Genomic DNA, 22,665 nt, shown 5'->3' with positions numbered 1-22,665 from the left:
CCCCGTGCGATAGGCGTTCATCCGCCATTCAGCCATTCCCGGCTGATATCGGGCGATCTCGCCTCGCGCTTCTCACCGGGACATCCTCGTGACTTTTATCGTGGCCTGGCGCCGCTTCGTGTTCGCGCTTCCGCTGCTGGCGTTGCCGCTGGCCGGCGCGAGCGTGGCATCTGCATCCGATACAATCGAGCTTGCGCAGGCGCAGCCGCAAGTCCAGCCGCAAGCCCAGCCGGCACCCGCGCCCTCCTCGACGCCGGCAGCCTCGCCGACACCGGCGGCGGACGCGCAGCCCGCCACCGTCGAACCGATCGGCAACGTCGCGGCCGTGACGGGCATCGCGACCGTGATCCGCGACAAGAATTCATATCCGCTCAAGATCCGCGACGACATCTATCTCAACGACGTCGTGCGGACCTCGTCGAATTCCTCGCTCGGCATCACCTTCAACGATGCGACCACGTTCAACCTCTCGGCCAGCGCCACGATCACCGTCGACAATTACGTCTATGAGGACGGCGGCAAGCAGAATTCGGCGATCGTCGACATCGGCAAGGGCACGGTCGCCTTCGTCGCCGCGGCGGTGGCGAAAACCGGCGACATGAAGATCACGACGCCGACGGCGACGCTCGGCATCCGCGGCACCACCGGTGTCATCGACGTGCCCGTGGGCGCGGCCGCGAACAGCGCGAACAACGTCAACATCAAGCTCTATCCCGATGCCGACGGCCGCGTCGGGCACATCGACGTCGCCGACCGCAGCAACGGCACGCGGCTCGGCGCGCTGACGCAAGGTGCGGGCGGCTTTGCGATCCGGCCGGGCGCGGGCGGCGCCGGCGGCATGCGCTTTGCCGCGGTGCCGATCACGATCGCGCCGCAGCAGATCGCGCGCGACCGCGGCTTCGTCAGCCAGGTGCATCTGGCGCAGACCGCGGGCCGCCAGATCGTTACCGAGCAGCGCGACTTCCGCCGTGCCAATCCGGGGGCAAGCAGCCGCATTCCACGTCCGCTCCAGCCGCAGCAACAACAATTGCGGCCGACGCCGGGACAACAGCCGCAGCGGCCGAACGGCCAACCCGGTCAGAACCGTCCGGGCCAGCAGCAGCCGGGCACGCCGAACCGTCAAGGCGCGCAGCCGCCGCAACGGCAAGGACAAGGCGGCGCCGTGCAGCCGGGTACGCCGCGCGCGGGTCAGGGTCAGCAACAAGGTGCGGGACGGCCGGCAGGCGCGCCGCGCACCGGACAGACTCCGCAGCAGCCGAGCGGCGTGGTCCCGCCGCAACCCGGCACGATGCCGCGCACGGGATTGCAGCCGGGCCCATCGGGAACGGCGCCCGCGGCCCAGCCGCAGCCAGGCGCGGCGCAGCGCCAGCCCGGATTGCAGCAGCGCCTGCCGGGCGCGCAACGGCCTGCCCCACAGCGAAAACCGGCGCCGGCGCCAAAGGAGAAGAAAGAGCGGCGGTGACTTTTTTCCTTCTCCCCTTGTGGGAGAAGGTGGCGCGAAGCGCCGGATGAGGGGTTCTATCCGCGAAAACTCATCGACAGCTTCACGCGCGGAGAGAGACCCCTCACCCGGCTTTGCTTCGCAAAGCCCCCCTCTCCCACAAGGGGCCCACAAGGGGCGAGGGTGCACCGTCAACGCGGGGCGAGGTGAAGAGAGCTCACGCCTCGCCGCGAAGCCATGCTCTCACCTTCTGCAACAGACCGTGGGGCAGCTCGTCGATGGAGGCGGCTTCGGCTGGTGTCAACGTCTGCATGGCGGCGTCGACGTCGTCGGTTGCGAGTGGCGGTGTGATTTCGGCTTCGGCCGGCGTGAGGCCTGCGGCGGCGAGCGCGATCGGGCCGATCTGCACCAGGAAGGCGCGCTCATATTCGCGCGACAGGCGTGCGATCGCATCCTCCAGCGTCAGCCAGTCGACCGCCTTGATGTCGTTCATGAGCTTGCGGACCGGCCCGCCCTCGGCTTCCATGCGCCAGAAATGCACGACCTTGGAGCGCCCGCCGGACTGGTAGACGAGCGTGCCCAAAAATTCGTGGATGGCGACGTCGTGGCCGGTCTCCTCCAGTACCTCGCGATGCGCGGCCGCCTTTGGCGTCTCGCCGTCGTCGAGCTTGCCCTTGGGCAAGACCCATTCGTTGCGCTTGCGCTGGCGCACGACCGCGATCAGCGGCGTCGCACCACGCCGCAGCACAATACCACCCGCCGCCATCACCGGCGCCCGCGCCATCGAAAAGTCTCGCCGTGTCAGATCGTCCCCGCGGACGATATAGGCGGCCGAGACGGCGGATTGAAGGCTAGTTTTCTCTCAGCAGCGCTTGACCCGCGCGGATGCGCGTGCCTTCGGCGATGCCGTCGCAGAATGAAAAATCGCCGGGCGCGAGGATTATGATGGTCGAGCCGTGCTCGAACCAGCCGAGCTCCTCGCCCTTCGTCACGTTGACGTCGCAGGCGAAATTGACCGGCCCCTTTGTCTGCGCGTTCAGCACCATGTCGAGGAAGTGCAGGCGGATGCTGGCGACCAGGATCGCGGCGACCGGCACCAGTGTCACGGCCTCGCCGGTCGCAAGGTGCGTACGGATCACCGCGCGCTCGTTCTTGCAGAACAGGCGCTCGACCCGCTTCAGCGCGATCGGGTTGACGTTCCAGACGTCGCCGTGGATCAGCGTGACGCGCTCGATATGCGCGTCTGAGGGCGCGTGGAAACGATGATACATGCTCGACGTCAGCCGCAGCGTGACGAAGGAACCGTTGCGGTGCTGGTCGACCAGCGCGGAGTCGCCGAGCAGATCGAGCAGCGAATAGGGCGCGCCCTTGACCTGGAACAGCTCGGTGTCGGCGATCCGCCCATGGGCACCGACGATGCCGTCGGAGGGACTGGCGACGACCGCGGGATCGGAATCGAACGGCCGCAGGCCCGGCTTGAGCTCCCGGGTGAAGCAATCGTGCAAGCTCTTGAAATGTGACTTGCGCGCCTCCGACAGATCGAGGTCGGAGAACAGCTTCCACAGCGCGATCGAGCCGTCACGGACCAGCGGGTTCTCGATCTTGGAGAACCAGCCCATAAAGCGGGTCAGCGCGGCGCGGGGGATGCGGTTGGTCAACAGGAAGTTGAGGTCTTCCTGCTGGGTGAAAGAGGCAATGAGGGCTTTGACTGTCATGAATCTGTCAGCTGGTCCGGTTAGCGCTTGTTGTCATGGAAACGACACTCCCGATTCTCTCTTTGTCCGTGGCCGCCGCAGCCAGCGCTGCCGCCGTCTTCCCGAAGCTGAAAGCGCGGATCGAGCTGTCCCGCGCCAAGCACCGGTCGCTCTCCGGGCACTCCAAGATGTCGCGCCGGGTGGCGCGGCTGGTCCCGTTCTACGAGTTCGACATCAACGACTATTTTGCCTGCGACGGCGCACCGGCGAACGTCGCCACGCAACGCCACGACGGCTTCTTCCGTCTCGCCGCCCTCTACGCCGAGCGCTACCCCAAGGGCCGCGCGATGACGAAGGAAGCGGCGGAGAAGATCTCCGACCTGCACTTCACCGAGACCTACCGCGTGCCGTTCCAGTTCTCGCGTCTCGTCCGCGAGCACCTGGGCACCTCGACCTTCATGGAGTCGTCGAGCGGCGTCACCGTCAAGGACGTCGACGGCAACGTCTCCTACGACCTCACGGGCTCCTACGGCGTCAACATCTTCGGCAACGACTTCTACAAGGAGTGCATCGAGGGATCCGAAAAGCGGGCCCACGCGCTCGGCCCCGTGCTCGGACCCTACCATTCCGTCATCCTCGAGAACGTGACTCGCCTCTGCCAGATCTCGGGCCTTGACGAAGTCTCCTTCCACATGTCCGGCACCGAGGCCGTCATGCAGGCGGTGCGGCTCGCGCGCTACCACACCAAGCGTACGCATCTCGTCCGGTTTGCCGGCGCCTATCACGGCTGGTGGGGCGACGTGCAGCCCGGCGTCGGCAACCCGATCACCGCGCACGAGACCTACACCCTCGCCGAAATGTCCGAGAAGACGCTGCACGTGCTGCGCACCCGTCGCGACATCGCCTGCGTGCTGGTCAACCCGCTCCAGGCGCTGCATCCCAATTCCAACGCGCCCGGCGATTCCGCGCTGGTCGATTCCTCCCGCGGCGGCAACTTCGACCGCGCGGCCTATACCGACTGGCTGAAGAAGCTGCGCCAGGTCTGCACCGAGCGCGGCATCGTGCTGATCTTCGACGAGGTGTTCGTCGGCTTTCGGCTGGCTGCCGGCGGCGCCCAGGAATATTTTGGCGTGCGCGCCGACATGGTGACCTACGGCAAGAGCCTCGCCGGCGGCCTGCCGGTCGGCGTGGTCTGCGGCAAGAAGGAGCTGATGCGCCGCTTCCGCGACGACCGCCCCGCCGACGTCTGCTTCGCCCGCGGCACCTTCAACTCGCATCCCTACGTCATGACGGCGATGGACGAGTTCTTGAGCAGGCTCGCCAGCCCGAACTTCCGCGCCGTCTATGACCACCTGGACGAGACCTGGAACGGCCGCGCGCAAAAGCTCAACCAGATGCTGACCGATGCCGGCCTGCCGGTGCAGGTCGCCAATCTGTCGTCGATCTGGACGGTGAAATACACCGAGCCATCCCGCTACAACTGGATGCTGCAATACTATTTGCGCGCCGAAGGCCTGTCGCTGAGCTGGGTCGGCACCGGACGGCTGATCTTCAGTCTGAACTACACCGACGCCGACTTCGCCGAGGTCGCCGACCGCTTCGTCCGCGCCGCGGAGAAGATGAAAGCCGACGGCTTCTGGTGGCACGATGCCGCGCTCACCAACAAGGGCATCAAGCGGCAAATCCTGAAAGAGATGCTGGCCAAGCGCTTCGGGCGCTGAGGCTTTACCACACTCACGCTGCGCCGCGAGCACCGCCCTCTCCTCCCCCTCTCCCCGCCCTTCGCGGGGAGAGGGTTGGGGTGAGGGGCCGCTTCCGCAACCGCGGTGACGGCTGGACTCGAGGAGACTCCCCCTCACCCGGATCGCATCTCCGATGCGATCCGACCTCTCCCCGCATGCGGGGAGAGGCGAAGAGGCCCCCAAGACGTGGATGCCCGGGACCAGCCCGGGCATAACGCAACCATCAGACATCGGAGTGCTTGGTCGAAGCGGCGCGCTCAGGCGTGCTGCTCTTCGAAATTGGGCTCGGAGATCAAGCCCAGCGTGTGCTCGGGGTTGAGATGCAGGCCGGGGTCCATCAGCTCGCCGCGCAGCAGCGCCAGCGGCGCGTTGCGGTAGAGCATCAGATCGTGGAAGGGGTCGGTCAGGATCTTGGACATCCAGACGAGGCCGGTCTCGACGTCGCGAATGAAGAACAGATGCACGGTGCGGAACAGAAGACCGCCGATCCCGACCGCCAGCCAGATCTTGGCAACCTGCCGCAGGAAATCGGTCGCACCCGCCCAGGGCTGGAACAGGCCGAACAGCGTCGGATCGAGGAACAGCACCAGCGGCGACAGCGCCCAGATCGACATCAGCACCACCTTGCGCTGAAGATTGTAGCCGACCTTGATCTCTTCCTTGTGCTCGTGCGTCGCCTGGTTGATGTGGTCGTAGCCGTGCGGCTCGAAGAAGAAGTGACCGGCCTGGCGCGAGGTCATCGAGACCAGCCAGCCGACCAGCGCGGAGATCATGGGATCGACGAACAGCCAGACATAGGCGAACAGGAAGCTCAGCGCGCTGACGAAGTGCAGGCTCTGATTGATGCGGCTGTGGTGATAGTAGCGATGGTCGTCCCAGCGCTGGATCCGCAGCTGCTCGAGATAATTCTTGATCATGCTCTCCCCCAAAATGCTTTCGGGTACGGGATTTACAGGGATTCGATGTACGCCGTGTGACATCATCATTTTGTCATATGACAGTGTGCAGCGACGCGATGACGCACGCTCACGCGAATGGCGACTCACGCCGCCTTGGCGACGTCGACCTTGCGGAAGCGCACCAGCGAGAAATGGCCGAGCGGCGGAATCAGGCGGCGCTCGGCGAGCTCGATGCCGTTGGCACCGGCCAGCCATTTCGCATAGCGCGACCAGGCGAACTCGGCGGTGCGGAAGCCGAGCGGACGCACCACCGGCTGGAGCTTCTGCTCGATGAAACGGCGCATGCCGGCATCGGCGCTGACGCGGGTGAGAATGATCAGCTCGCCGCCGGGACGCAGCACGCGGGCGAATTCGTCGAGCGCGACTTCCGGATTCGGCACCGCAGTGACGACATATTGCGCCATCACGACGTCGAACGAGTTGTCGGGGAATTCGAGCTTCTCGGCGTCCATCACCGCGAGCCCCTCGACGTTCTTCAGCTTGCCGTCGGTGACGCGCTGGCGCGCCTTGTCCAGCATCGCTTCCGAAATGTCAGTGCCGAAGATGCGCAGATGCGGCGCGTACATCGGCAGCGAAATGCCGGTGCCGACACCGACCTCGAGCACGCGACCGCCGATCTTGTTGGTGGCCGCGATCGCCGCCTGCCGGCCCTTGGCGAACACGCCTCCGAACACGAGGTCGTAAACCGGCGCCCAGCGGTCATAGGCCTGCTCGACCGTGCCACGGTCGAGGTCAAGCTGCTGGGTGCCGTCAAGGTTCATGATCTTAGCCATCGGTGAGGTTCTCGCTGTGGTTCAAAACGTTCGGATCAACCGCGCACCGGCCGCCGCGCCATGACCGGCGAAGCGCGCAGCGAACGGCTGGGCTGAAGTGACGTAAGATTGCCGACGAACTGGCGTGCGCTGTTCTCCCAGGAACGCTCGAGCGCGAAGTTGCGGCAGGTCTCGCGCGACATCGTGAGCGCGCGCAGACAGGCCGTACGCAAATCGTGGTCGATCGCGCCGATCGGATGATCGGCAATGACGTCCTTTGGTCCGGTCACCGGAAACGCCGCAACCGGCGTGCCGCAGGCGAGCGCTTCGAGCTGCACCACGCCGAACGTATCGGTCAGGCTCGGGAACACGAAGACGTCGGCGGCAGCGAGATGGGCGGTGAGATCCGCGCCCTTCTTCTCGCCGAGGAAGACGGCGTCCGGATACATCTTTTCGAGCTGCGTCTTCTGCGGGCCGTCGCCGACGACGACCTTGGTGCCGGGCAGGTCGAGTGAGAGGAATGCTTCGAGATTCTTCTCCACCGCCACGCGCCCCATCGTCATGAAGATCGGCCGCGGCAGATCGAGCGTTGCCGGAGAGTCAGGATGGAACAGCTCGGTGTTGACGCCGCGCGTCCAGAAGCCGAGCCGCTTGAAGCCGCGCTCGGAGAGCTCCTGCCGCAGCGACGGCGTCGCCACCATGGTCATGGCGGCGGCATCGTGGAAATGGCGCAGCACGGCATAGCCGACGCTCTCAGGGATACCGGTCCGCACCGAGACGTATTCCGGAAAGCGCGTGGTGTAGGAGGTCGTGAAGGCCAGGCGGTTGCGGCGGCAATAGGCCCGCGCGGCCCAACCGATCGGCCCTTCGGTCGCGATGTGCAGGGCTTCCGGCGCCGCCTTCTCGATCCGCCGCGCGATCTCCTTAGCCCTTGGCAGCGCGATGCGCAGGCCCGGATAGGTCGGCAGCGGCCATGACGGAAAGCCGTCCGGCGTCAGGAAGTCGATCTCGACGTCGAGGGCCTTGGCGGCGCCCGCGAGCGAGGTCAGCGTCCGGACCACACCGTTAACCTGCGGATGCCAGGCGTCAGTCGCGATTAATACCCGCATGGGGAAATCCCGAGAGTTTGATGATTCTCGGCTTTCGACCATCAACCATGGATATTTCAGGCGTGTGACGTCACATAAATGTCCGCGGGCTGTTTTGTTCGTTAACGCGCTGGCGAGGCCACGAAACTGTCATGAAACAATCCTTGACGCGACGAAACCGTTTTCGGTTTTCCGCGCAAACGTCCCGAAACTTTTTGCCGTTAGTGATCTACGCAACGGAGCACCGGTAGCGGTGCCGCGGTGATCAAAAACACCGAGCAAACAGGGGCGATCAAATGTTCAATCTGGGCACGTTCAAGCCGTGTTCGCGCGCCGTCGCGTTCACTGCAGTGGCTGTTACCGCGATCGCATTCGTAGGCCCGGCCAACGCCGCGCCCGTGCAGCTTTTCCCCTTCTTCCAGCCGCTGCCGCCGATGGCTGCGCCGCAGCCGATCCAGCCCTACCAGGCGACGCCTTACCAGGCCGCGCCGTCCGAGGATCAGGACGCGGTCGAGATGCCGGCCCGCTTCCGCCGCCAGACCGTCTCCTACGCGACGCGCGAGGCGCCGGGCACCATCATCATCGATACGCCCAACACCTATCTCTATTACGTGCTCGGAGGCGGCCAGGCCGTTCGCTATGGCATCGGCGTCGGCCGTGACGGCTTCACCTGGTCCGGCGTGCAGTCGGTGACCAAGAAGGCCGAGTGGCCGGACTGGACCCCGCCGCCGGAAATGATCGCCCGCCAGCCCTATTTGCCGCGCCACATGGCCGGCGGCCCCGGCAACCCGCTCGGCGCCCGCGCCATGTATCTCGGCGGCACCATCTACCGCATCCACGGCACCAACGCCCCCGACACGATCGGCAAGCACGTCTCCTCCGGTTGCATCCGCCTGACCAATGAGGACGTCTCCGACCTCTACTCCCGCGTCAACGTCGGCACCAAGGTCATCGTGATGCCGATGACGGAGCGGCGCGCGGATCTCGGCAGCGCTACGCGGTAAGCGACAGGACATCGTAACGCAGACGGCCCCGGAACCCTCCGGGGCCGTTTTCGTTTGCATGATGCTCTCCAAGCCACCTTGCTCTGAGAAGCATGAGCGCGATCCTTATGGAGACGCAGATGCAAGCGGACCGGAAAGCGTCGCGAAGCAAATGGCTCGCCAGCGCAGGAGCATTGTTGTGGTTTATCTCTGCGCCCTCTTCTCTCGCGCAGCAGCCGGCGAGCGACGACGCGGCTCAACAAGCCTTCAATAATTCATGCCGCACCTGCCACTCCGTGAGGGAGGGCGACAATCGTCTGGGTCCCAACCTCAGCAAGATTGTCGGACGGAAGGCAGGCTCGCTGCCGAACTACAACTATTCTCCCGCAATGAAAGATGCGGACTTCGTCTGGGACCAGGACAAGCTCACGCGCTTCATGGTCAAGCCGGACGAGGTCGTATCAGGCAACAAGATGCAGCCCTATGGCGGCGTCTCGCCGGACGAAGCGGCCAAAGTGATTGCCTATCTGCAATCGGCGTCGGGTTCGCAGTAGCGGTCCCGCCGACAGCGGGGCCGCTTTCGTTCGTGCCGGTGGCCGTCCTGCGCTTACCGGCGGGCGGCGTCCCGCCGCTCCGAGATCAGCCTCAGCCACGCCGAAGCATGAAACGCGCTCATCAGCAGATACATCGGCACCATCCCGCCGACGAGCGCCTCGTGGCCGGAGGAGCAGAGCATGTCCGCCGGACCGCCGCCGAGGGCGGCGGTCAGCACGGCCATGACCGCGAAGGTCGGCGTAGCCGCAAGACCCAGCCATCTGGCGAGGTGAGATGCGGCCACGACCTCTCCGCCATCACGGCCGGCGTCGGCGGCCACGCTGGCGGAATGGGTCTCGGTCACTGCGCGCCTGCCTCGCGGAGCGCCTTCTCTCCGGCGTCCGACACCTCGACCCATTTCTTGTCGGGTGCCGAGCCTTCGGCGTAGCTGTCGTTCCAGTTCCACCATTTGTAGGTCGGGCTCTGCGGATAGCCTTCCGGTGAATCCTCCCAGGGCTCCTGGCGGCCGAGCGGTGTGATGTCGAGATAGTTCCAGGTGCCGCCCATCTGCTCGTCGCCACGGCTCTTGATCAAATAGGTGCGGAAGATGCGGTCGCCGTCGCGATAGAACACGTTCGTCCCGTGCCATTCGCCCACACCGAAATCGGCATCGAAGCTGTCGGTGATGGTGACCCACGGGATCGTCCAGCCCATCCGCTGCTTCAGCCGCGCGATATCCGCCTGGGGCGCGCGCGAGGCGAAGACGAGCGTGGTGTCACGGGCGTTCAGATGGGAGACATGGGCAACCTGGTCAGCCACCATGGAGCAGCCCCGGCACGCATGGTCGGGCCAGCCGAACACGCCTGGCTCGAAGAAGGCCCGGTAGAGGATGAGCTGCGGCCGACCCTGGAACAGATCGAGCAGACTGGCCTTGCCCGAAGGCGCCTCGAATGCGTAGGTTTTGTCCACTTCCATCCACGGCATGCGCCGGCGTTCAGCGGCGAGAGCGTCGCGGGCGCGGGTATGCGCCTTTTCCTTCACGAGCAGTTGCTGACGGGCTGCCTCCCAGTCTTGCGGCGACACCACTGGCGGTGTTTGCATGGCGGGCTGTCCGTTGTTCCGTTCGTCCTGGGCTGATTTAGTGGCTGTCGTCATGGCTCTCCAAACCTCTTGCTTGGGCGATCGTCCTGCGCCGCACCGGCACAGATCCGCTCGCGTCTCACCGCACATCGTCGGTCGTGAGTCAGTTCTCGCACCGGACGATCGCGCGGTGGGAGTAACAAGTGTGGCGGGATTTTCATGGAGTCGCTGATCACGGCCGCGGCACGCGCGCTCGAAGCGGGCGATCCGCTCGGCGCCTTGAACCGCGTCGCGTTGCGCAACGATGCACCCTCGCTCGCGCTGCGCGGCATCGCGATGGCACAGCTCGGCGATCTCGCTCGGGCAAAGACATTGCTGCGAAGCGCCGCCCGCGCCTTCGGTCCGAGAGAGGCAGTGGCGCGCGCCAGGTGCGTGGTGGCCGAGGCCGAGATCGCGCTCGTCTCCCGCGACCTGAATTGGCCGGTCAAGACACTCGCGGCCGCGCGGGCGACGCTCGAAAACCACGGCGATCTCGCCAATGCCGCCCATGCGGGCCACATCGAGGCGCGCCGCCTTCTCCTCGTCGGACGCATCGACGAGGCAGAGCGCACGCTCGCCGAGGTCAGCACCGCATCGCTCCCGCCTGCGTCTCAGGTGGCCCGCGAACTGGTGGTCGCGGGCATCGCGATACGGCGGCTCAGGACGGAAGCCGCGCGCGCGGCGCTCGACCGCGCGGCCAAGGCAGCGCGGCTGGCCGGGATCCCGGCACTGACGGCCGAAGTCTACAGCACGAACCTCATCCTCGACACGCCCGCGGCGCGCCTGATCGCGCGCGGCAGCGAACATCCGTTGTTGCTCGGGGAGGTCGAAAGACTGGCAACCTCGACAGCGCTCGTCGTGGACACCTTCCATCATGTTGTGCGCAGGCAAGGCACTGTCGTGTCGTTCGGAACACGGCCAGTGCTGTTCGCGCTCGCCCGTCTTCTGGCGCAGGCATGGCCCGCGGATGTCTCGCGAGAGGCGTTGATTGCTGGTGCGTTTCAAGCGAAGCACGTCGATGAGTCGCACCGCGCGCGATTGCGCGTCGAGATCGGGCGGCTCCGCACCAAGCTCAAACCGCTGGCCGATGTCAGCGCGACGAAGCAGGGTTTTGTGCTGGCGCCGCGGAAGACGCGCGACGTCATCGTGCTGGCGCGGCCAGTCGAGGAGAAGCACGCCAATGTGCTCGCCTTCCTCTCCGATGGCGAGCCGTGGTCGAGCTCGGCGCTCGCGCTCGCGCTTGACATGAGCCCGCGCACGGTGCAGCGGGCCCTCGAAGAGCTCGCGCGGTCGAACAAGGTGCAGTCCTTCGGACACGGACGGGCGCGCCGCTGGTTGACGCCGCCTGTCCCGGGTTTCCCGACAGGGTTGTTACTCCCCGGACCGCTCCTGAAGACGTAGGATGGAATGACCTCACAGGGATCAAGCACATGAAGCGTTCAGCGGCCGAGATTGTCAGGGAGTATGGGCCTTTTGCGGGCGTCGAGAGCGTGCATGGCGTCACCTATGACGGCACGCATGTCTGGTTCGCATCCGGCGACAAGCTGAATGCGGTCGATCCGGCAAACGGCAAGATCGCACGCTCCATCAATGTCGCCGCCCATGCGGGAACGGCGTTCGACGGCCGGCATCTTTTCCAGATCGCCGAGGATCGCATCCAGAAGATCGACGCCGCGACCGGCCAGGTGCTCACCACCATTCCGGCGCCCGGCGGCGGAGGCGATTCCGGACTTGCCTGGGCCGAAGGCTCGCTTTGGGTCGGAGAATATCGGGCGCGCAAGATCCATCAGGTCGATCCCCAGACGGGGAAGGTTCTTCGCACCATCGAAAGCAAGCGCTTCGTCACCGGCGTCACCTGGGTGGACGGCGAGCTCTGGCATGGCACCTGGGAAGGCGACGAAAGCGACGTGCGGCGGATTGATCCCGAAACCGGGAAGGTGCTGGAGCAACTCGACCTGCCCGCCGGGACGATGGTCTCGGGATTGGAGTCCGATGGCGGCGATCGCTTCTTCTGCGGTGGCGGAAGTCGCGGAAACGTGAGAACGGTCCGCCGTCCCAGGCGCGCCGCCCCGCGATGACGGTCTGAATACGCGGCAACGGCGCGGCTACAGCCGTTAACCCGTTCGCCCCAATTCCACCCCATCGGTGCGCTCTAGCGCCCCCGTCTGCCGCCCTGTAGAATCCGCTCCGGGGCCCGTTTGGGGGGATGATGCGTCTGACGTTGAACTTGAAGACTATTTTGATCGCCGTCGCGGTGATCGCGGCGTCGTTTTTCATCAGCTTGAAGGCGATGGACTGGCTGTCGCCGCGCGGGACGATAACCGCCCCACCGGTTGCGCAACTGCCGCCGCTGCCGCCGGTCGCGAAGAGCTCGATCGTGGTGGCGCCGGTGTCGATCGCACTGTCGGCGATCCGCGAGCAGGCCGAGAAGGCCGCGCCGCGCAATTTCGCCGGGAAGGCCGACAACCCGATCTCGCAGATCCTCCAAAACGCCGACATCGGCTGGTCCGCCATGCGCGGGCCGATGTCGGCTGTCGGCGACAAGGACGTGCTGACGCTGTCGACGCCGCTCACCGGCAAGCTGAATGTGACGGGGTCACTGTCGTCGAAGGCCACCGGCGCGCTCGGCGAGGCTCTGGGCAACGTGCTCGGCGGCAATGCCGCGAAACAGATCGGCGCGGTCAACATCAAGAACCTGAATGCCAGCGCCGAGATCAAGGGCAACGTGGTCGTCACCTCGCGTCCGAAGCTCGCGGCGAACTGGCACCTCGAGCCCAATCTTGGCGCCCAGGTCAATCTCGGCGACACCAACCTCTCGGTTGCCGGCGCCAAGGTCAACGTCCCGGCGCAGGTCAAGCCGCTGATCGACAAGACCGTCGGCGAACAGCTCAACGCCGCCTCCGAACGCATCCGCAACGATCCGTCGCTACGGGAGAATGCAAAGGTGCAATGGGCCAAGGCGTGCCGCTCGATCCCGCTGCAAGGCGCGGGCGCCTCGGCCTCGCTGCCGCCGCTCTGGCTCGAGATGAAGCCGGTGCGGGCGATCGCCGCGCAGCCGCGCGTCGACGCGCAGGCCGTGACGCTGCTGATGGGCCTGGAGGCTGAGACGCGCGTCACGACCACGCAAACCAATCCGGACTGCCCGTTTCCCGACAAGATATCGATCGTGCCGCCGACCGGCACCGGCGTGAACATCGGCGTGCCGATCGACGTGCCCTTCACCGAGATCAACAAGCTCATCGCGGCGCAGATGGTCGGCCACACCTATCCCGAGGATGGCTCCGGCCCGGTCGACGTCGCCGTGAAGAGCGTCAACGTGATCCCGTCGGGTGGCCGGCTGCTGATCTCGCTTCTGGTGCGCGCCAAGGAGAAGAAGAGCTGGCTTGGCCTCGGCGCCGAGGCGACCGTGCACATCTGGGGCCGGCCGATGCTCGACCAGGCGCAGCAGACGCTGCGGCTCGCCGACATCCAGCTCGCGGTGGAATCCGAGGCGGCGTTCGGCCTGCTAGGGGCCGCGGCGCGCGCGGTGGTGCCGCAGATGCAGCAGGCGCTGGTGCAGAAGGCGACGCTCGACCTGAAGCCGATCGCGACCAATGCGCGCGAGAAGATCGCGGCCGCGATCGCCGACTTCCAGAAGAGCGAGGACGGCCTCAAGGTCGAGGCCAACATCCAGCGCCTGACGCTCGCCGACATCGCCTTCGATTCGAAGACGCTGCGCATCGTCGCGGAAGCCGGCGGCACCCTGAACGTGTCTGTGACGAAGCTGCAGGGAATGTAGCGCGCCTTCACTCACCGGGCTCGCGCGCGTCTTCGTCGCCTGCGCCGCTGGCATTCTCGTCGGAGGATGCTAAGCTGTTCTTCGCAACCTCGGACGAGGTGCTGACAGCACTGTAGCGGGCAACGCGAGGACGACATGGAAGCCGGCATGGTCACGCCCGCACCGGCGCTGGTGCGCTTTTCCGGCATTCAGAAGACCTACGATGGCGAGCACCTCGTGGTGAAGAACCTCGATCTCGAAATCAGGAAGGGCGAGTTCATCACCCTGCTTGGCCCGTCGGGCTCGGGCAAGACGACCACGCTGATGATGCTGGCTGGCTTCGAGGTTCCGACCCATGGCGAAATCTACCTCGCTGACCGGCCCATCAAGAACGTGCCGCCGCATAAGCGCGACATCGGCATGGTGTTCCAAAACTATGCCTTGTTTCCGCACCTAACGATCGCGGAGAATATCGCCTTCCCGCTATCCGTTCGCAAGACGAACAAGGCGGAAGCGCAGGAGCGCGTAAGGGCGGCGTTGCGCATGATCAAGATGGAAACCCTGGCACACCGGCGGCCCGGGCAGCTGTCCGGCGGTCAGCAGCAGCGCGTGGCGCTGGCCCGCGCGCTGGTTTTCAATCCGCAACTCGTACTGATGGACGAGCCCCTGGGCGCCCTGGACAAGCGCCTGCGGGAGCAGATGCAACTGGAGATCAAGCAACTGCACGAGACGATGGGCATCACGGTCGTCTACGTCACCCACGATCAGGGTGAAGCGCTCACCATGTCGGACCGCATTGTCGTGTTCAACGACGGCATCGTGCAGCAGGTCGACAGACCCGATGCGCTGTATGAGCATCCGGTGAACAGCTTCGTCGCCCACTTCATCGGCGAGAACAACGTGCTGGCCGGCACCGTCGAGACCGTCGAAAAGGAATATTGCCGCGTCGCGCTGGCTGGCGGCGGTGCCGTGACCGCACGGGCGGTCAATGTATCAGGCGCCGGCGCATCGACCTCCCTCTCGGTGCGGCCGGAGCGGATCGCCATTATCCCGGATGGCACCTCCGGCGAGGGACCTAACCGCCTGCCGGCCAGGGTGCAGAACACCATCTATCTCGGCGACCACGCGCTGGCCCTGCTCGATGTCGCCGGCAACCGGGAGTTCATGGTCAAGCTTCAGCCGGGGGCGCATGACAGCCTGAGACATGACAGCCTAAGACATGGCAGCCTAAGACCTGGCGAAAGCGTATTCATCACGTTCCGCCCAGAGGACTGCCTGGCCCTCGATCCCGTCTGATCCAATCCTGCAGCACGTCTCCAACGCAAGCGGACCGGCAATGATCGACCTCAACGCCACTCACATGAAGAAGGAACAAAGACCATGCTGAAGCGCAAGACTGGCAAGATTGCTCTGGGTTTCGCCGCGGCGTTCAGCGCCAGCGCTGCGCTGGCCACGGTCGCGCAGGCGCGTGACCTCACCGTCGTGTCGTGGGGCGGCGCGTATCAGGATGCCCAGAAGAAGGTCTATTTCGAGCCGTTTAAGAAGGCAGCTGGTGCTCCGATGAACGACGAGTCCTGGGACGGCGGCGTCGGCGTGTTGCGCGCCAAGGTGCAGGGTGGTGCCGCCACCTGGGACGTCGTCCAGGTCGAGAGCGACGAACTGGCGGTCGGCTGCGAGGAAGGCCTGTTCGAGAAGATGGATTATTCCAGGATCGGCGGCGAGGCCGCGTACATGCCGCCGTCAGTCAATCCCTGCGGCGTCGGTGCCATCGTCTACGATTTTGTTCTCGGCTACGACAAGGACAGGCTGAAGGACGCGCCTACGGGCTGGGCCGACTTCTTCGACACCAGAAAGATTCCGGGCAAGCGCGCCTTGCGTCAGGGCCCGAAGACCACGCTGGAGATCGCCCTGATGGCCGACGGCGTCGCACCGAAGGATGTCTACAAGGTGCTGGCGACCGACGAAGGCGTCGAGCGCGCGTTCAAGAAGCTCGACACCATCAAGAGCGACATCGTCTGGTGGAAGGCCGGCGCCCAGCCGCCGCAATTGCTCGCCTCCGGCGAGGTGGCGATGACCTCGGTCTACAATGGCCGCATCGACACCGCGAACAAGAACGAGAAGAAGAATTTTGGCATGGTGTGGGACGGAGCGCTCTTCACCCTCGACAGTTGGGTCATCCTGAAGGGTAGCCCAAACAAGGACGCGGCCTACAAGTTCCTGGACTTCGCAGGCAAAGCGGAGAACCAGTCCAAGCTGTCGGAGAACATCGCCTATGGCACTTCGAACAAGGACGCAGCCGCCCGGCTGCAGCCCGCCATTTTGAAGGACCTGCCGACAGCGCCGGACAACATCAAGAACGCGGTCGAGATCAACGTTGCCTTCTGGCTCGAGAACATCGACCGCCTGACCGAGCGCTTCAACAAATGGGCAGCGAAATAGCGCGCGACCGAACCGGCATACGGCGCAGGCAGGGGGTCGATACCCCTTCGCCTGGGCCGCACCCCTTGCCTGAAATGGCGGGGGATTTCCGGCCAAAGAGGCTCAAGCCATGACAGCCGCGTTCCTGACCGGCGCCGATACCCGGACCGAGGTGCCGCTCAAGCGCCGCCTGAAGCAGGCGGAGCGAGCGCGCCAGATCAAGGCGTTGGCACTGGTGCTGCCTCTTCTGCTGTTTCTGCTCTTCACCTTCGCAGGCCCGATCGCCGGCATGCTGTGGCGCTCGGTCGATGACAGGGAGGTGCGTCAGGCTCTGCCTCAAACCGTCGTTGCTCTCGCCAGCTGGGACGGCAAGGACCTGCCGGACGAAAAGGCCTACGCGGCGCTGGCAAGCGACATCCTGGCAGCGCGCACCTCCGGCACCATCGCCATCGCGGCGAAGCGGCTCAACTACGCGCTGAACGGCTTCCGCACGATCCTGACCAGCACTGCGCGCAATCTGAAGGCGATGCCGGAGCCCGGCACGGCCAAGGAGGCGCTGGGCAAGATCAACCTGGCCTGGCGCGAACGCACCACCTGGACGACGATCAAGGACGCCAGTGGCCCAATGACCGGCTTCTACCTTCTGGCGGCGCTCGACCTGACGCGGAACGTGGACGGCGCCATCGTCGCAGCCCCGCCGGATCAGGCCATCTACCGCAACGTTTTCGCCCGCACCTTCATCATCAGCCTCAGCGTCACGGCACTCTGCCTGATCCTTGGCTTTCCGGTCGCTTACCTGCTGGCGACGCTGCCGCCGGGCCGATCGAATCTGCTGATGATCTTCGTCCTGCTGCCGTTCTGGACTTCGCTTCTGGTCCGCACATGCGCCTGGATCGTGTTGTTGCAGAGCAAAGGCGTCGTGAACGACAGCCTGCACTGGCTTGGCATCATCGACGAGCCGTTGCGCCTGATCTACAACCGCTTCGGTGTCTGCGTGGCCATGACCCACGTTCTCTTGCCGTTCATGATCCTGCCGCTGTACAGCAGCATGAAGGCGATCTCGCCCGCTTACATGCGTGCCGCCGCCTCGCTCGGTGCGCCACCGGTCACCGCCTTCCTGCGGATCTACCTGCCCCAGACCCTGCCCGGCATCGGCGCGGGAAGCCTGCTCGTCTTCATCCTGGCGCTCGGGTACTACATCACGCCGGCACTTGTCGGGGGCGCCGCCGACCAGATGATCAGCTATTTCATCGCGCTCTACACAACCGAGACGGCCAACTGGGGCCTTGCTTCGGCGTTGGGTGCGGTGCTGCTGCTGGCCACTCTTCTGCTCGCTCTCGTCTACGGAAAGCTGGTGCATGGCCAGCAGGTCACGGGAGGAATGAAGAATTGAGCGATAGTCCCTCCCTCCGCACGCCCAGCCAGCGCATCGCGTGGACCGCGACCATCGTTATCTCCGCGCTGGTATTCATCTTCCTGATCGCGCCAATCCTTGCGATCATGCCGCTGTCCTTCAGCTCAGGTTCGTACTTGACCTATCCGCTGCCGGGCCTCTCCTTGCGCTGGTACGACGACTTCATCAATTCGCCGCGGTGGATGACGTCTCTGAAGAACAGCATGATCATCGGCGTCGCCTCGACCCTGCTGTCCATGGTTCTTGGCACGCTGGCCGCGCTGGGGCTGGCGCAGTGGAAGAGCCGGTTCAAACCGCTCGTGCTGGCTTTCGTGCTGTCCCCGGTCGTCGTGCCCGGTGTCATTACCGCGGTCGGTCTGTATTTCTTCTTCGCGCCGATCGGACTGACCGGCAGCTATCTCGGCTTGATCCTGGCCCACACCGCGCTGGCGACGCCCTTTGTGGTGATCACGGTCGGCGCGACGCTGCAAAGCTTCGACACCAACCTGGCACGCGCCGCTGCCTCACTCGGCGCCTCGCCGCTCTACGCGTTCCGCCGCGTGATCCTGCCGCTGATCCTGCCCGGCCTGGCATCGGGCGCGCTGTTCGCCTTCGCGACCAGCTTCGATGAGGTGGTGATCGTGCTGTTCATGGCAGGTCCCGAGCAGCGCACGCTGCCACGCGAGATGTTCAGCGGCATCCGCGAGAACATCAGCCCGACCATCACGGCAGCGGCGGTGATTCTGACGACGGTATCGGTCATCCTGCTCGCCACTCTGGAAGGCTTGCGCCGACGCAACGAACGGCTCAAGGGCAGCAGCGCCTGACCGACGGTGGCGCGAAGCGCCGGATGAGGGGTTCTCTCGGTGTACACGCTGCGAGACGATTACGCGCGGAGAGAACCCCCTCACCCGTCTCGCCGCTACGCGCCGAGCCACCCTCTCCCACAAGGGGGCCCACAAGGGGCGAGGGTTAGGAACACCGCTCGTCCCTTCCCATTTTGCATTCTGCTATGGCGCGGATCGCTTAGCTGTCTGCGCCGATTGTCGCTAAAACGGCTCTCGTCAATTAAGCCCAATAACAAACGCAAAGGGAGAACAACCATGCCCAAACTCATCGCCGCCGTCGCGGCCGGCCTCGCCCTCGCCGCAACCTGCGGCACGGCGCAGGCGCAGATTTCCGACGACGTGGTCAAGATCGGTGTGCTCACGGACATGTCGAGCCTCTATGCGGACGCGACCGGCAAGGGCTCGCTTGCCGCCGTCGAGATGGCCGTCGCCGATTACGGCGCCAAGGTCGCCGGCAAGCCCGTGCAAGTGGTCGCCGCTGACCACCAGAATAAGCCCGACGTCGGCGTCAATATCGCCCGGAACTGGTATGACAACGACAAGGTCGACGCGATCTTCGACGTGCCCACCTCCTCGGTGGCGCTGCCGATCTCGGCGCTGACGCGCGAGAAGAACAAGATCCACATCAATTCCGGCGGCGGCTCGTCCGACATCACCGGCGCGCAATGCTCGCCCAACACCGTGCACTGGACCTACGACACCTATTCGCTGTCGAACGTCGCCGGCAAGGCAATGGTGAAGCGCGGCGAGGACACCTGGTTCTTCGTCACTGCCGACTACGCCTTCGGCATGGCGCTTCAGCGCGACGCCGCCAACGTCGTCAAGGAAAGCGGCGGCAAGGTGCTCGGCGACGTCCGCCATCCCCTCAACTCGTCGGACTTCTCCTCCTTCCTGCTCCAGGCCCAGGCCTCCAAGGCCAAGGTGGTCGCGCTGGCCAATGCCGGCGGCGACACCACCAATGCCTTGAAGCAGGCGGCCGAGTTTGGTCTGACGCAGGGCGGCCAGAAGATGATCGCGCTGTTGCAGGAGATCACCGATACGCATTCGCTGGGCATCGAGGCGACGCAGGGCCTGATCGTCACCGACGCGTTCTACTGGGACATGAACGAGGAGACGCGCGCTTTCTCGAAGCGCTTCAACGAGAAGGTCGGCCACATGCCGACCATGATCCAGGCCGGCCTCTATTCAGCGACCATGCACTATCTGAAGGCGATCGAAGACATCAAGACCGACGAAGCGCCGAAGGTGATGGAAAAGATGCGCGCCACGCCGGTCAACGACTTCTTCGCCAAGAATGGCAAGATCCGCATCGATGGCCGCATGATCCACGACATGTATCTGTTCGAGGTGAAGAAGCCCGAGGAGTCCAAGGGCGAGTGGGACCTCTACAAGCTGATCGCCACCGTCCCCGGCGACGACGCCTTCCGCCCGCTCGACAAGGGCGGTTGCCCGCTGGTGACGCACTAACTAACTAAAGCATGATCCGGAAAAGTGCGAAGCGGTTTTCCGAAAAGATCATGCTCAAACAACAACCTAAAGCGCGATGATGATTCATCCTCATCTCATCGCGCTTTAAGGTCTCTCCCTCTCCGCGCAAGCGGGGCGAGGTGAAAAACACATGACAGCGCGCCCGGTGAAAACCAGGCGCGCTTCGTTTAGATGGTCACGCGAGCCGCATTACTCCGAGTACTTGAACTCGGGCATCTTCTTCAGCTCGTCCTTGCTCGCGCTGAACACGGCGTGGTCCGGATACCACTTCGACGAGGATGACGCGGTCGTCGCAGTCTTGTCGATACCGGTCGCGGCACCCGTCGTCGTGGTCGTGGCGGGCCGGCCGGGCGGGTTGGTCGCGCCGGTGTCGGTATAGGCGATGGCCTCATTGGCGAACTTCAGCTTCTCATAGGGCACGGCTACCAGATGCTCGCCCATGCCGAGGAAGCCGCCGACGCCGATCACGGCGATCTTGACGTTGCCGTTCTTGTCCATCAAGAGCTCGTTGATCGAGCCGATGTTCTCGTTGGCTTCGTTATAGACCTTCAGGCCCGGCATCTTCGACGCACGCCACTCGCCCGAGGCGGTCGTCGTCGTGGCGGTGGCCGCAGTCGGGGCCTTGTCGGTGGTGGCGGTCGGCGATTGCGCAAACGCAACCGTTGCAAGCAGCGCGGTGCCGGCAAGGCCGGCCACGATTGATTTCGTCAACATGTCGTCCTCTCCTTCAGCAGAAAACTCGTGCGGAGAAAACAGCGCTGATCACTCGCAGTTCCATGCGTGCTGGAATTTCGTTGCGCGATGGGGGGAGCACTTCACCGGCGATTGTTCCTAAGTCACTCAGGAACATTTTGCAGCGCACAGTTCCCCGCCGGCGACGATGCGCTCTGGGAAGACGCATCATCGCGGCGAGGAACGCGCCGACCCGCGTCGCTCAGGTCAGCTCTTGTAGTCGATCAGAAGCGCGGAGAAGCCCAAGCTGGCCGACGAGCTCGCCGCACTGCCGTTAGCGCCGTAGGACGAATTCGACGACTGCGACTGCTGGAGCGCCTGGAGGAACTGCTGGAGGATCTCAGCGGTGGTGGAATCGCTCGACGTGCTGCTCGTCGAGTCCGTGGAGGACGACGAATCCGAAGAACTGTCATCCGGCGGCGGACCGGGTGGGGGCCCACCGGCGCCACCTGTGCCGCCGGGACCGTTGGCGAAGGCGGACTGAAACACGCCCTTGAGCTCGTCGGCCTGGTCCGAGGTCAGCGTTCCGTTCGAGACCTCATTGGAGATGAGGTCGTCGATCTTCGACTTCATGTCGTCCTTCGAGGGGCGCGTACCGCTCGACTGGTCGCTCGATCGGCTCTGCTGGAGCTCCGTGTCGATGTCGGTCAGCGCCGTCGAGAGCGCGGACTGGTCCGACGACGAGATCGTGCCGGCGGAGACTTCCGATTGCAATTCCTGCTGCAGCCGCTGCAACGGCGACTGGTAGTTGCCGGCGGAGGCCGCCGAAATCGAGGTCATGATGGCTCCGTGGGTTTTGCGGGGTTTCTTGCGCGACCACGCCACGGTATGGTTAACCGTCTTAACGAGACCTTGCCGCTCCACTGCCCGGCTATTGCGGGGTGTTGCGAGAGGCCATCCAGAAACAATCTGAAACAAAAATCTTCGCCATTTGGCCCGAATCTTGGACAAACAAAGCTCATGGCCATTTCCAATCCCAACATCCTGGTTGTCGAGGACGACCGCGAAACGCGGACGTTGATCGCAAAATACCTGCGCAACAACGCCTGCAACGTCACCGCCGTGAGCGACGGCCGCGAGATGTCGCGCGCCATGGCCGATCATCGCGTCGACCTCATCATCCTCGACGTCATGCTGCCCGGCGAAGACGGCCTCAGCCTGTGCCGCAAGGTGCGCTCGGAGACTCAGACGCCGATCATCATGCTGACCGCGCGCGGCGAGGACGTCGACCGCATCGTCGGCCTCGAGATGGGCGCGGACGACTATTTGTCGAAACCGTTCAACCCGCGCGAGCTGCTCGCGCGCATCAACGCAGTGCTGCGCCGGCAGGCGTCCGCACAGGCCGCAAGCTCGATCGAGGGTGCCAGCACGCTCGCCTTCGAGGGCTGGCGCATCGACCTGCGCCTGCGCGAGCTGCGCAATCCGGAAGGCGCGCGCGTCGCGGTGACCAGCGCCGAGTTCGATCTGCTCAGGACGTTCTGCGAACGCCCCGGCCGCGTGCTGTCGCGCGACAGCCTGCTCGACCTCACGCAGGGGCGCAACACCGGCTCGTTCGAGCGCTCCATCGACGTGCTGGTCAGCCGTATCCGGCGCAAGATCGAGCCCAATCCGCAGGATCCGACCATCATCAAGACGGTGCGATCCGGCGGCTATTTGTTTACGCCCAGAACTGAAGCAATGAGGACGGAAGCAGTCGCGGCAGCCTTGGGCAGCTGAC

General features: G+C 64.9%; 22 protein-coding genes. 13 read left to right on the top strand and 9 right to left on the bottom strand.

The genetic code is table 11. The features are described 5' to 3' along the window. Positions 1–97: 97 nt before the first annotated feature. Positions 98–1,462 (top strand): FecR domain-containing protein, encoded by a 1,365-nt coding sequence (locus tag IVB18_RS09895; RefSeq protein WP_247991592.1) that lies wholly within the window; start codon positions 98–100, stop codon positions 1,460–1,462. 196 nt (positions 1,463–1,658) lie between these two features. Here the strand turns inward: IVB18_RS09895 and IVB18_RS09890 are convergent, their stop codons facing one another. Both IVB18_RS09890 and asd read right to left on the bottom strand, forming a co-directional pair. Further along, a complete protein-coding gene (locus IVB18_RS09890) occupies positions 1,659–2,225 on the bottom strand; it encodes an NUDIX hydrolase (RefSeq protein WP_247988991.1) in 567 nt (188 codons plus the stop codon). 67 nt (positions 2,226–2,292) lie between these two features. Continuing rightward, entirely contained in the window at positions 2,293–3,156 is an 864-nt protein-coding gene (gene asd / locus IVB18_RS09885; RefSeq protein WP_247988990.1) for an archaetidylserine decarboxylase, read from the bottom strand. 35 nt (positions 3,157–3,191) lie between these two features. On the opposite strand from asd, the gene IVB18_RS09880 reads away from it, so the two are divergent. Continuing rightward, on the top strand, positions 3,192–4,856 hold the full coding sequence (locus IVB18_RS09880) for an aminotransferase class III-fold pyridoxal phosphate-dependent enzyme (RefSeq protein ID WP_247988989.1): 1,665 nt from the start codon (positions 3,192–3,194) through the stop codon (positions 4,854–4,856). A gap of 278 nt (positions 4,857–5,134) precedes the next feature. On the opposite strand, the gene IVB18_RS09875 is transcribed toward IVB18_RS09880, so the two are convergent. The 3 genes from IVB18_RS09875 to IVB18_RS09865 all read right to left on the bottom strand — a co-directional run bounded on the left by IVB18_RS09875 (position 5,135) and on the right by IVB18_RS09865 (position 7,697). After that, a complete protein-coding gene (locus IVB18_RS09875) occupies positions 5,135–5,794 on the bottom strand; it encodes a hypothetical protein (RefSeq protein WP_247988988.1) in 660 nt (219 codons plus the stop codon). A gap of 125 nt (positions 5,795–5,919) precedes the next feature. Continuing rightward, complete coding sequence (locus IVB18_RS09870; protein ID WP_247988987.1) at positions 5,920–6,609, bottom strand: methyltransferase domain-containing protein; 690 nt, start codon at positions 6,607–6,609, stop codon at positions 5,920–5,922. 35 nt (positions 6,610–6,644) lie between these two features. Next, complete coding sequence (locus IVB18_RS09865; protein WP_247988986.1) at positions 6,645–7,697, bottom strand: glycosyltransferase family 1 protein; 1,053 nt, start codon at positions 7,695–7,697, stop codon at positions 6,645–6,647. Positions 7,698–7,972: 275 nt separating this feature from the next. On the opposite strand from IVB18_RS09865, the gene IVB18_RS09860 reads away from it, so the two are divergent. Continuing rightward, positions 7,973–8,680 (top strand): L,D-transpeptidase, encoded by a 708-nt coding sequence (locus IVB18_RS09860; RefSeq protein WP_247988985.1) that lies wholly within the window; start codon positions 7,973–7,975, stop codon positions 8,678–8,680. 107 nt (positions 8,681–8,787) lie between these two features. Further along, entirely contained in the window at positions 8,788–9,213 is a 426-nt protein-coding gene (locus IVB18_RS09855) for a c-type cytochrome (protein WP_247988984.1), read from the top strand. A 53-nt stretch (positions 9,214–9,266) separates the two neighbouring features. Here IVB18_RS09855 and IVB18_RS09850 read toward each other — a convergent pair whose 3' ends face one another. Further along, positions 9,267–9,557, bottom strand: coding sequence for a hypothetical protein (locus IVB18_RS09850; protein ID WP_247988983.1), 291 nt, complete (start codon positions 9,555–9,557; stop codon positions 9,267–9,269). Then, complete coding sequence (locus tag IVB18_RS09845) at positions 9,554–10,348, bottom strand: DUF899 domain-containing protein (RefSeq protein ID WP_247988982.1); 795 nt, start codon at positions 10,346–10,348, stop codon at positions 9,554–9,556. Before IVB18_RS09845 ends, IVB18_RS09850 begins: the two co-directional genes overlap by 4 nt. 144 nt (positions 10,349–10,492) lie before the next feature. Between IVB18_RS09845 and IVB18_RS09840 the strand changes: the two genes are divergently transcribed. The 8 genes from IVB18_RS09840 (at position 10,493) to IVB18_RS09805 (ending at position 20,195) form a co-directional block, all read left to right on the top strand. After that, a complete protein-coding gene (locus IVB18_RS09840) occupies positions 10,493–11,713 on the top strand; it encodes a helix-turn-helix domain-containing protein (protein ID WP_247988981.1) in 1,221 nt (406 codons plus the stop codon). A gap of 29 nt (positions 11,714–11,742) precedes the next feature. After that, entirely contained in the window at positions 11,743–12,390 is a 648-nt protein-coding gene (locus IVB18_RS09835) for a glutamine cyclotransferase (protein ID WP_247988980.1), read from the top strand. A gap of 131 nt (positions 12,391–12,521) precedes the next feature. Further along, on the top strand, positions 12,522–14,090 hold the full coding sequence (locus IVB18_RS09830) for a DUF4403 family protein (protein WP_247988979.1): 1,569 nt from the start codon (positions 12,522–12,524) through the stop codon (positions 14,088–14,090). 135 nt (positions 14,091–14,225) lie between these two features. Then, the gene (locus IVB18_RS09825; RefSeq protein ID WP_247988978.1) at positions 14,226–15,365 is read left to right on the top strand and encodes an ABC transporter ATP-binding protein; all 1,140 of its coding nucleotides are present in this window, start codon (positions 14,226–14,228) and stop codon (positions 15,363–15,365) included. A gap of 84 nt (positions 15,366–15,449) precedes the next feature. Beyond that, a complete protein-coding gene (locus IVB18_RS09820) occupies positions 15,450–16,508 on the top strand; it encodes an ABC transporter substrate-binding protein (protein ID WP_247988977.1) in 1,059 nt (352 codons plus the stop codon). Positions 16,509–16,617: 109 nt separating this feature from the next. Continuing rightward, positions 16,618–17,880, top strand: coding sequence for an ABC transporter permease (locus IVB18_RS09815; protein ID WP_247988976.1), 1,263 nt, complete (start codon positions 16,618–16,620; stop codon positions 17,878–17,880). Beyond that, on the top strand, positions 17,877–18,707 hold the full coding sequence (locus IVB18_RS09810; RefSeq protein ID WP_247988975.1) for an ABC transporter permease: 831 nt from the start codon (positions 17,877–17,879) through the stop codon (positions 18,705–18,707). Before IVB18_RS09815 ends, IVB18_RS09810 begins: the two co-directional genes overlap by 4 nt. Before the next feature lie 276 nt (positions 18,708–18,983). Next, positions 18,984–20,195 (top strand): ABC transporter substrate-binding protein, encoded by a 1,212-nt coding sequence (locus IVB18_RS09805; protein ID WP_247988974.1) that lies wholly within the window; start codon positions 18,984–18,986, stop codon positions 20,193–20,195. 210 nt (positions 20,196–20,405) lie between these two features. Here IVB18_RS09805 and IVB18_RS09800 read toward each other — a convergent pair whose 3' ends face one another. Further along, positions 20,406–20,930, bottom strand: coding sequence for a PRC-barrel domain-containing protein (locus IVB18_RS09800; protein WP_247988973.1), 525 nt, complete (start codon positions 20,928–20,930; stop codon positions 20,406–20,408). Between the two features lie 225 nt (positions 20,931–21,155). Next, positions 21,156–21,728 (bottom strand): hypothetical protein, encoded by a 573-nt coding sequence (locus tag IVB18_RS09795; protein WP_247988972.1) that lies wholly within the window; start codon positions 21,726–21,728, stop codon positions 21,156–21,158. 180 nt (positions 21,729–21,908) lie between these two features. Here IVB18_RS09795 and IVB18_RS09790 point away from each other — a divergent pair, with 180 nt between their 5' ends. Further along, entirely contained in the window at positions 21,909–22,664 is a 756-nt protein-coding gene (locus tag IVB18_RS09790) for a response regulator (RefSeq protein ID WP_247988971.1), read from the top strand. Position 22,665: the final 1 nt, after the last annotated feature.

This window comes from Bradyrhizobium sp. 186 (assembly GCF_023101685.1).
GTDB lineage: Bacteria > Pseudomonadota > Alphaproteobacteria > Rhizobiales > Xanthobacteraceae > Bradyrhizobium.
This window is presented reverse-complemented; position numbering and strand designations above follow the sequence as displayed.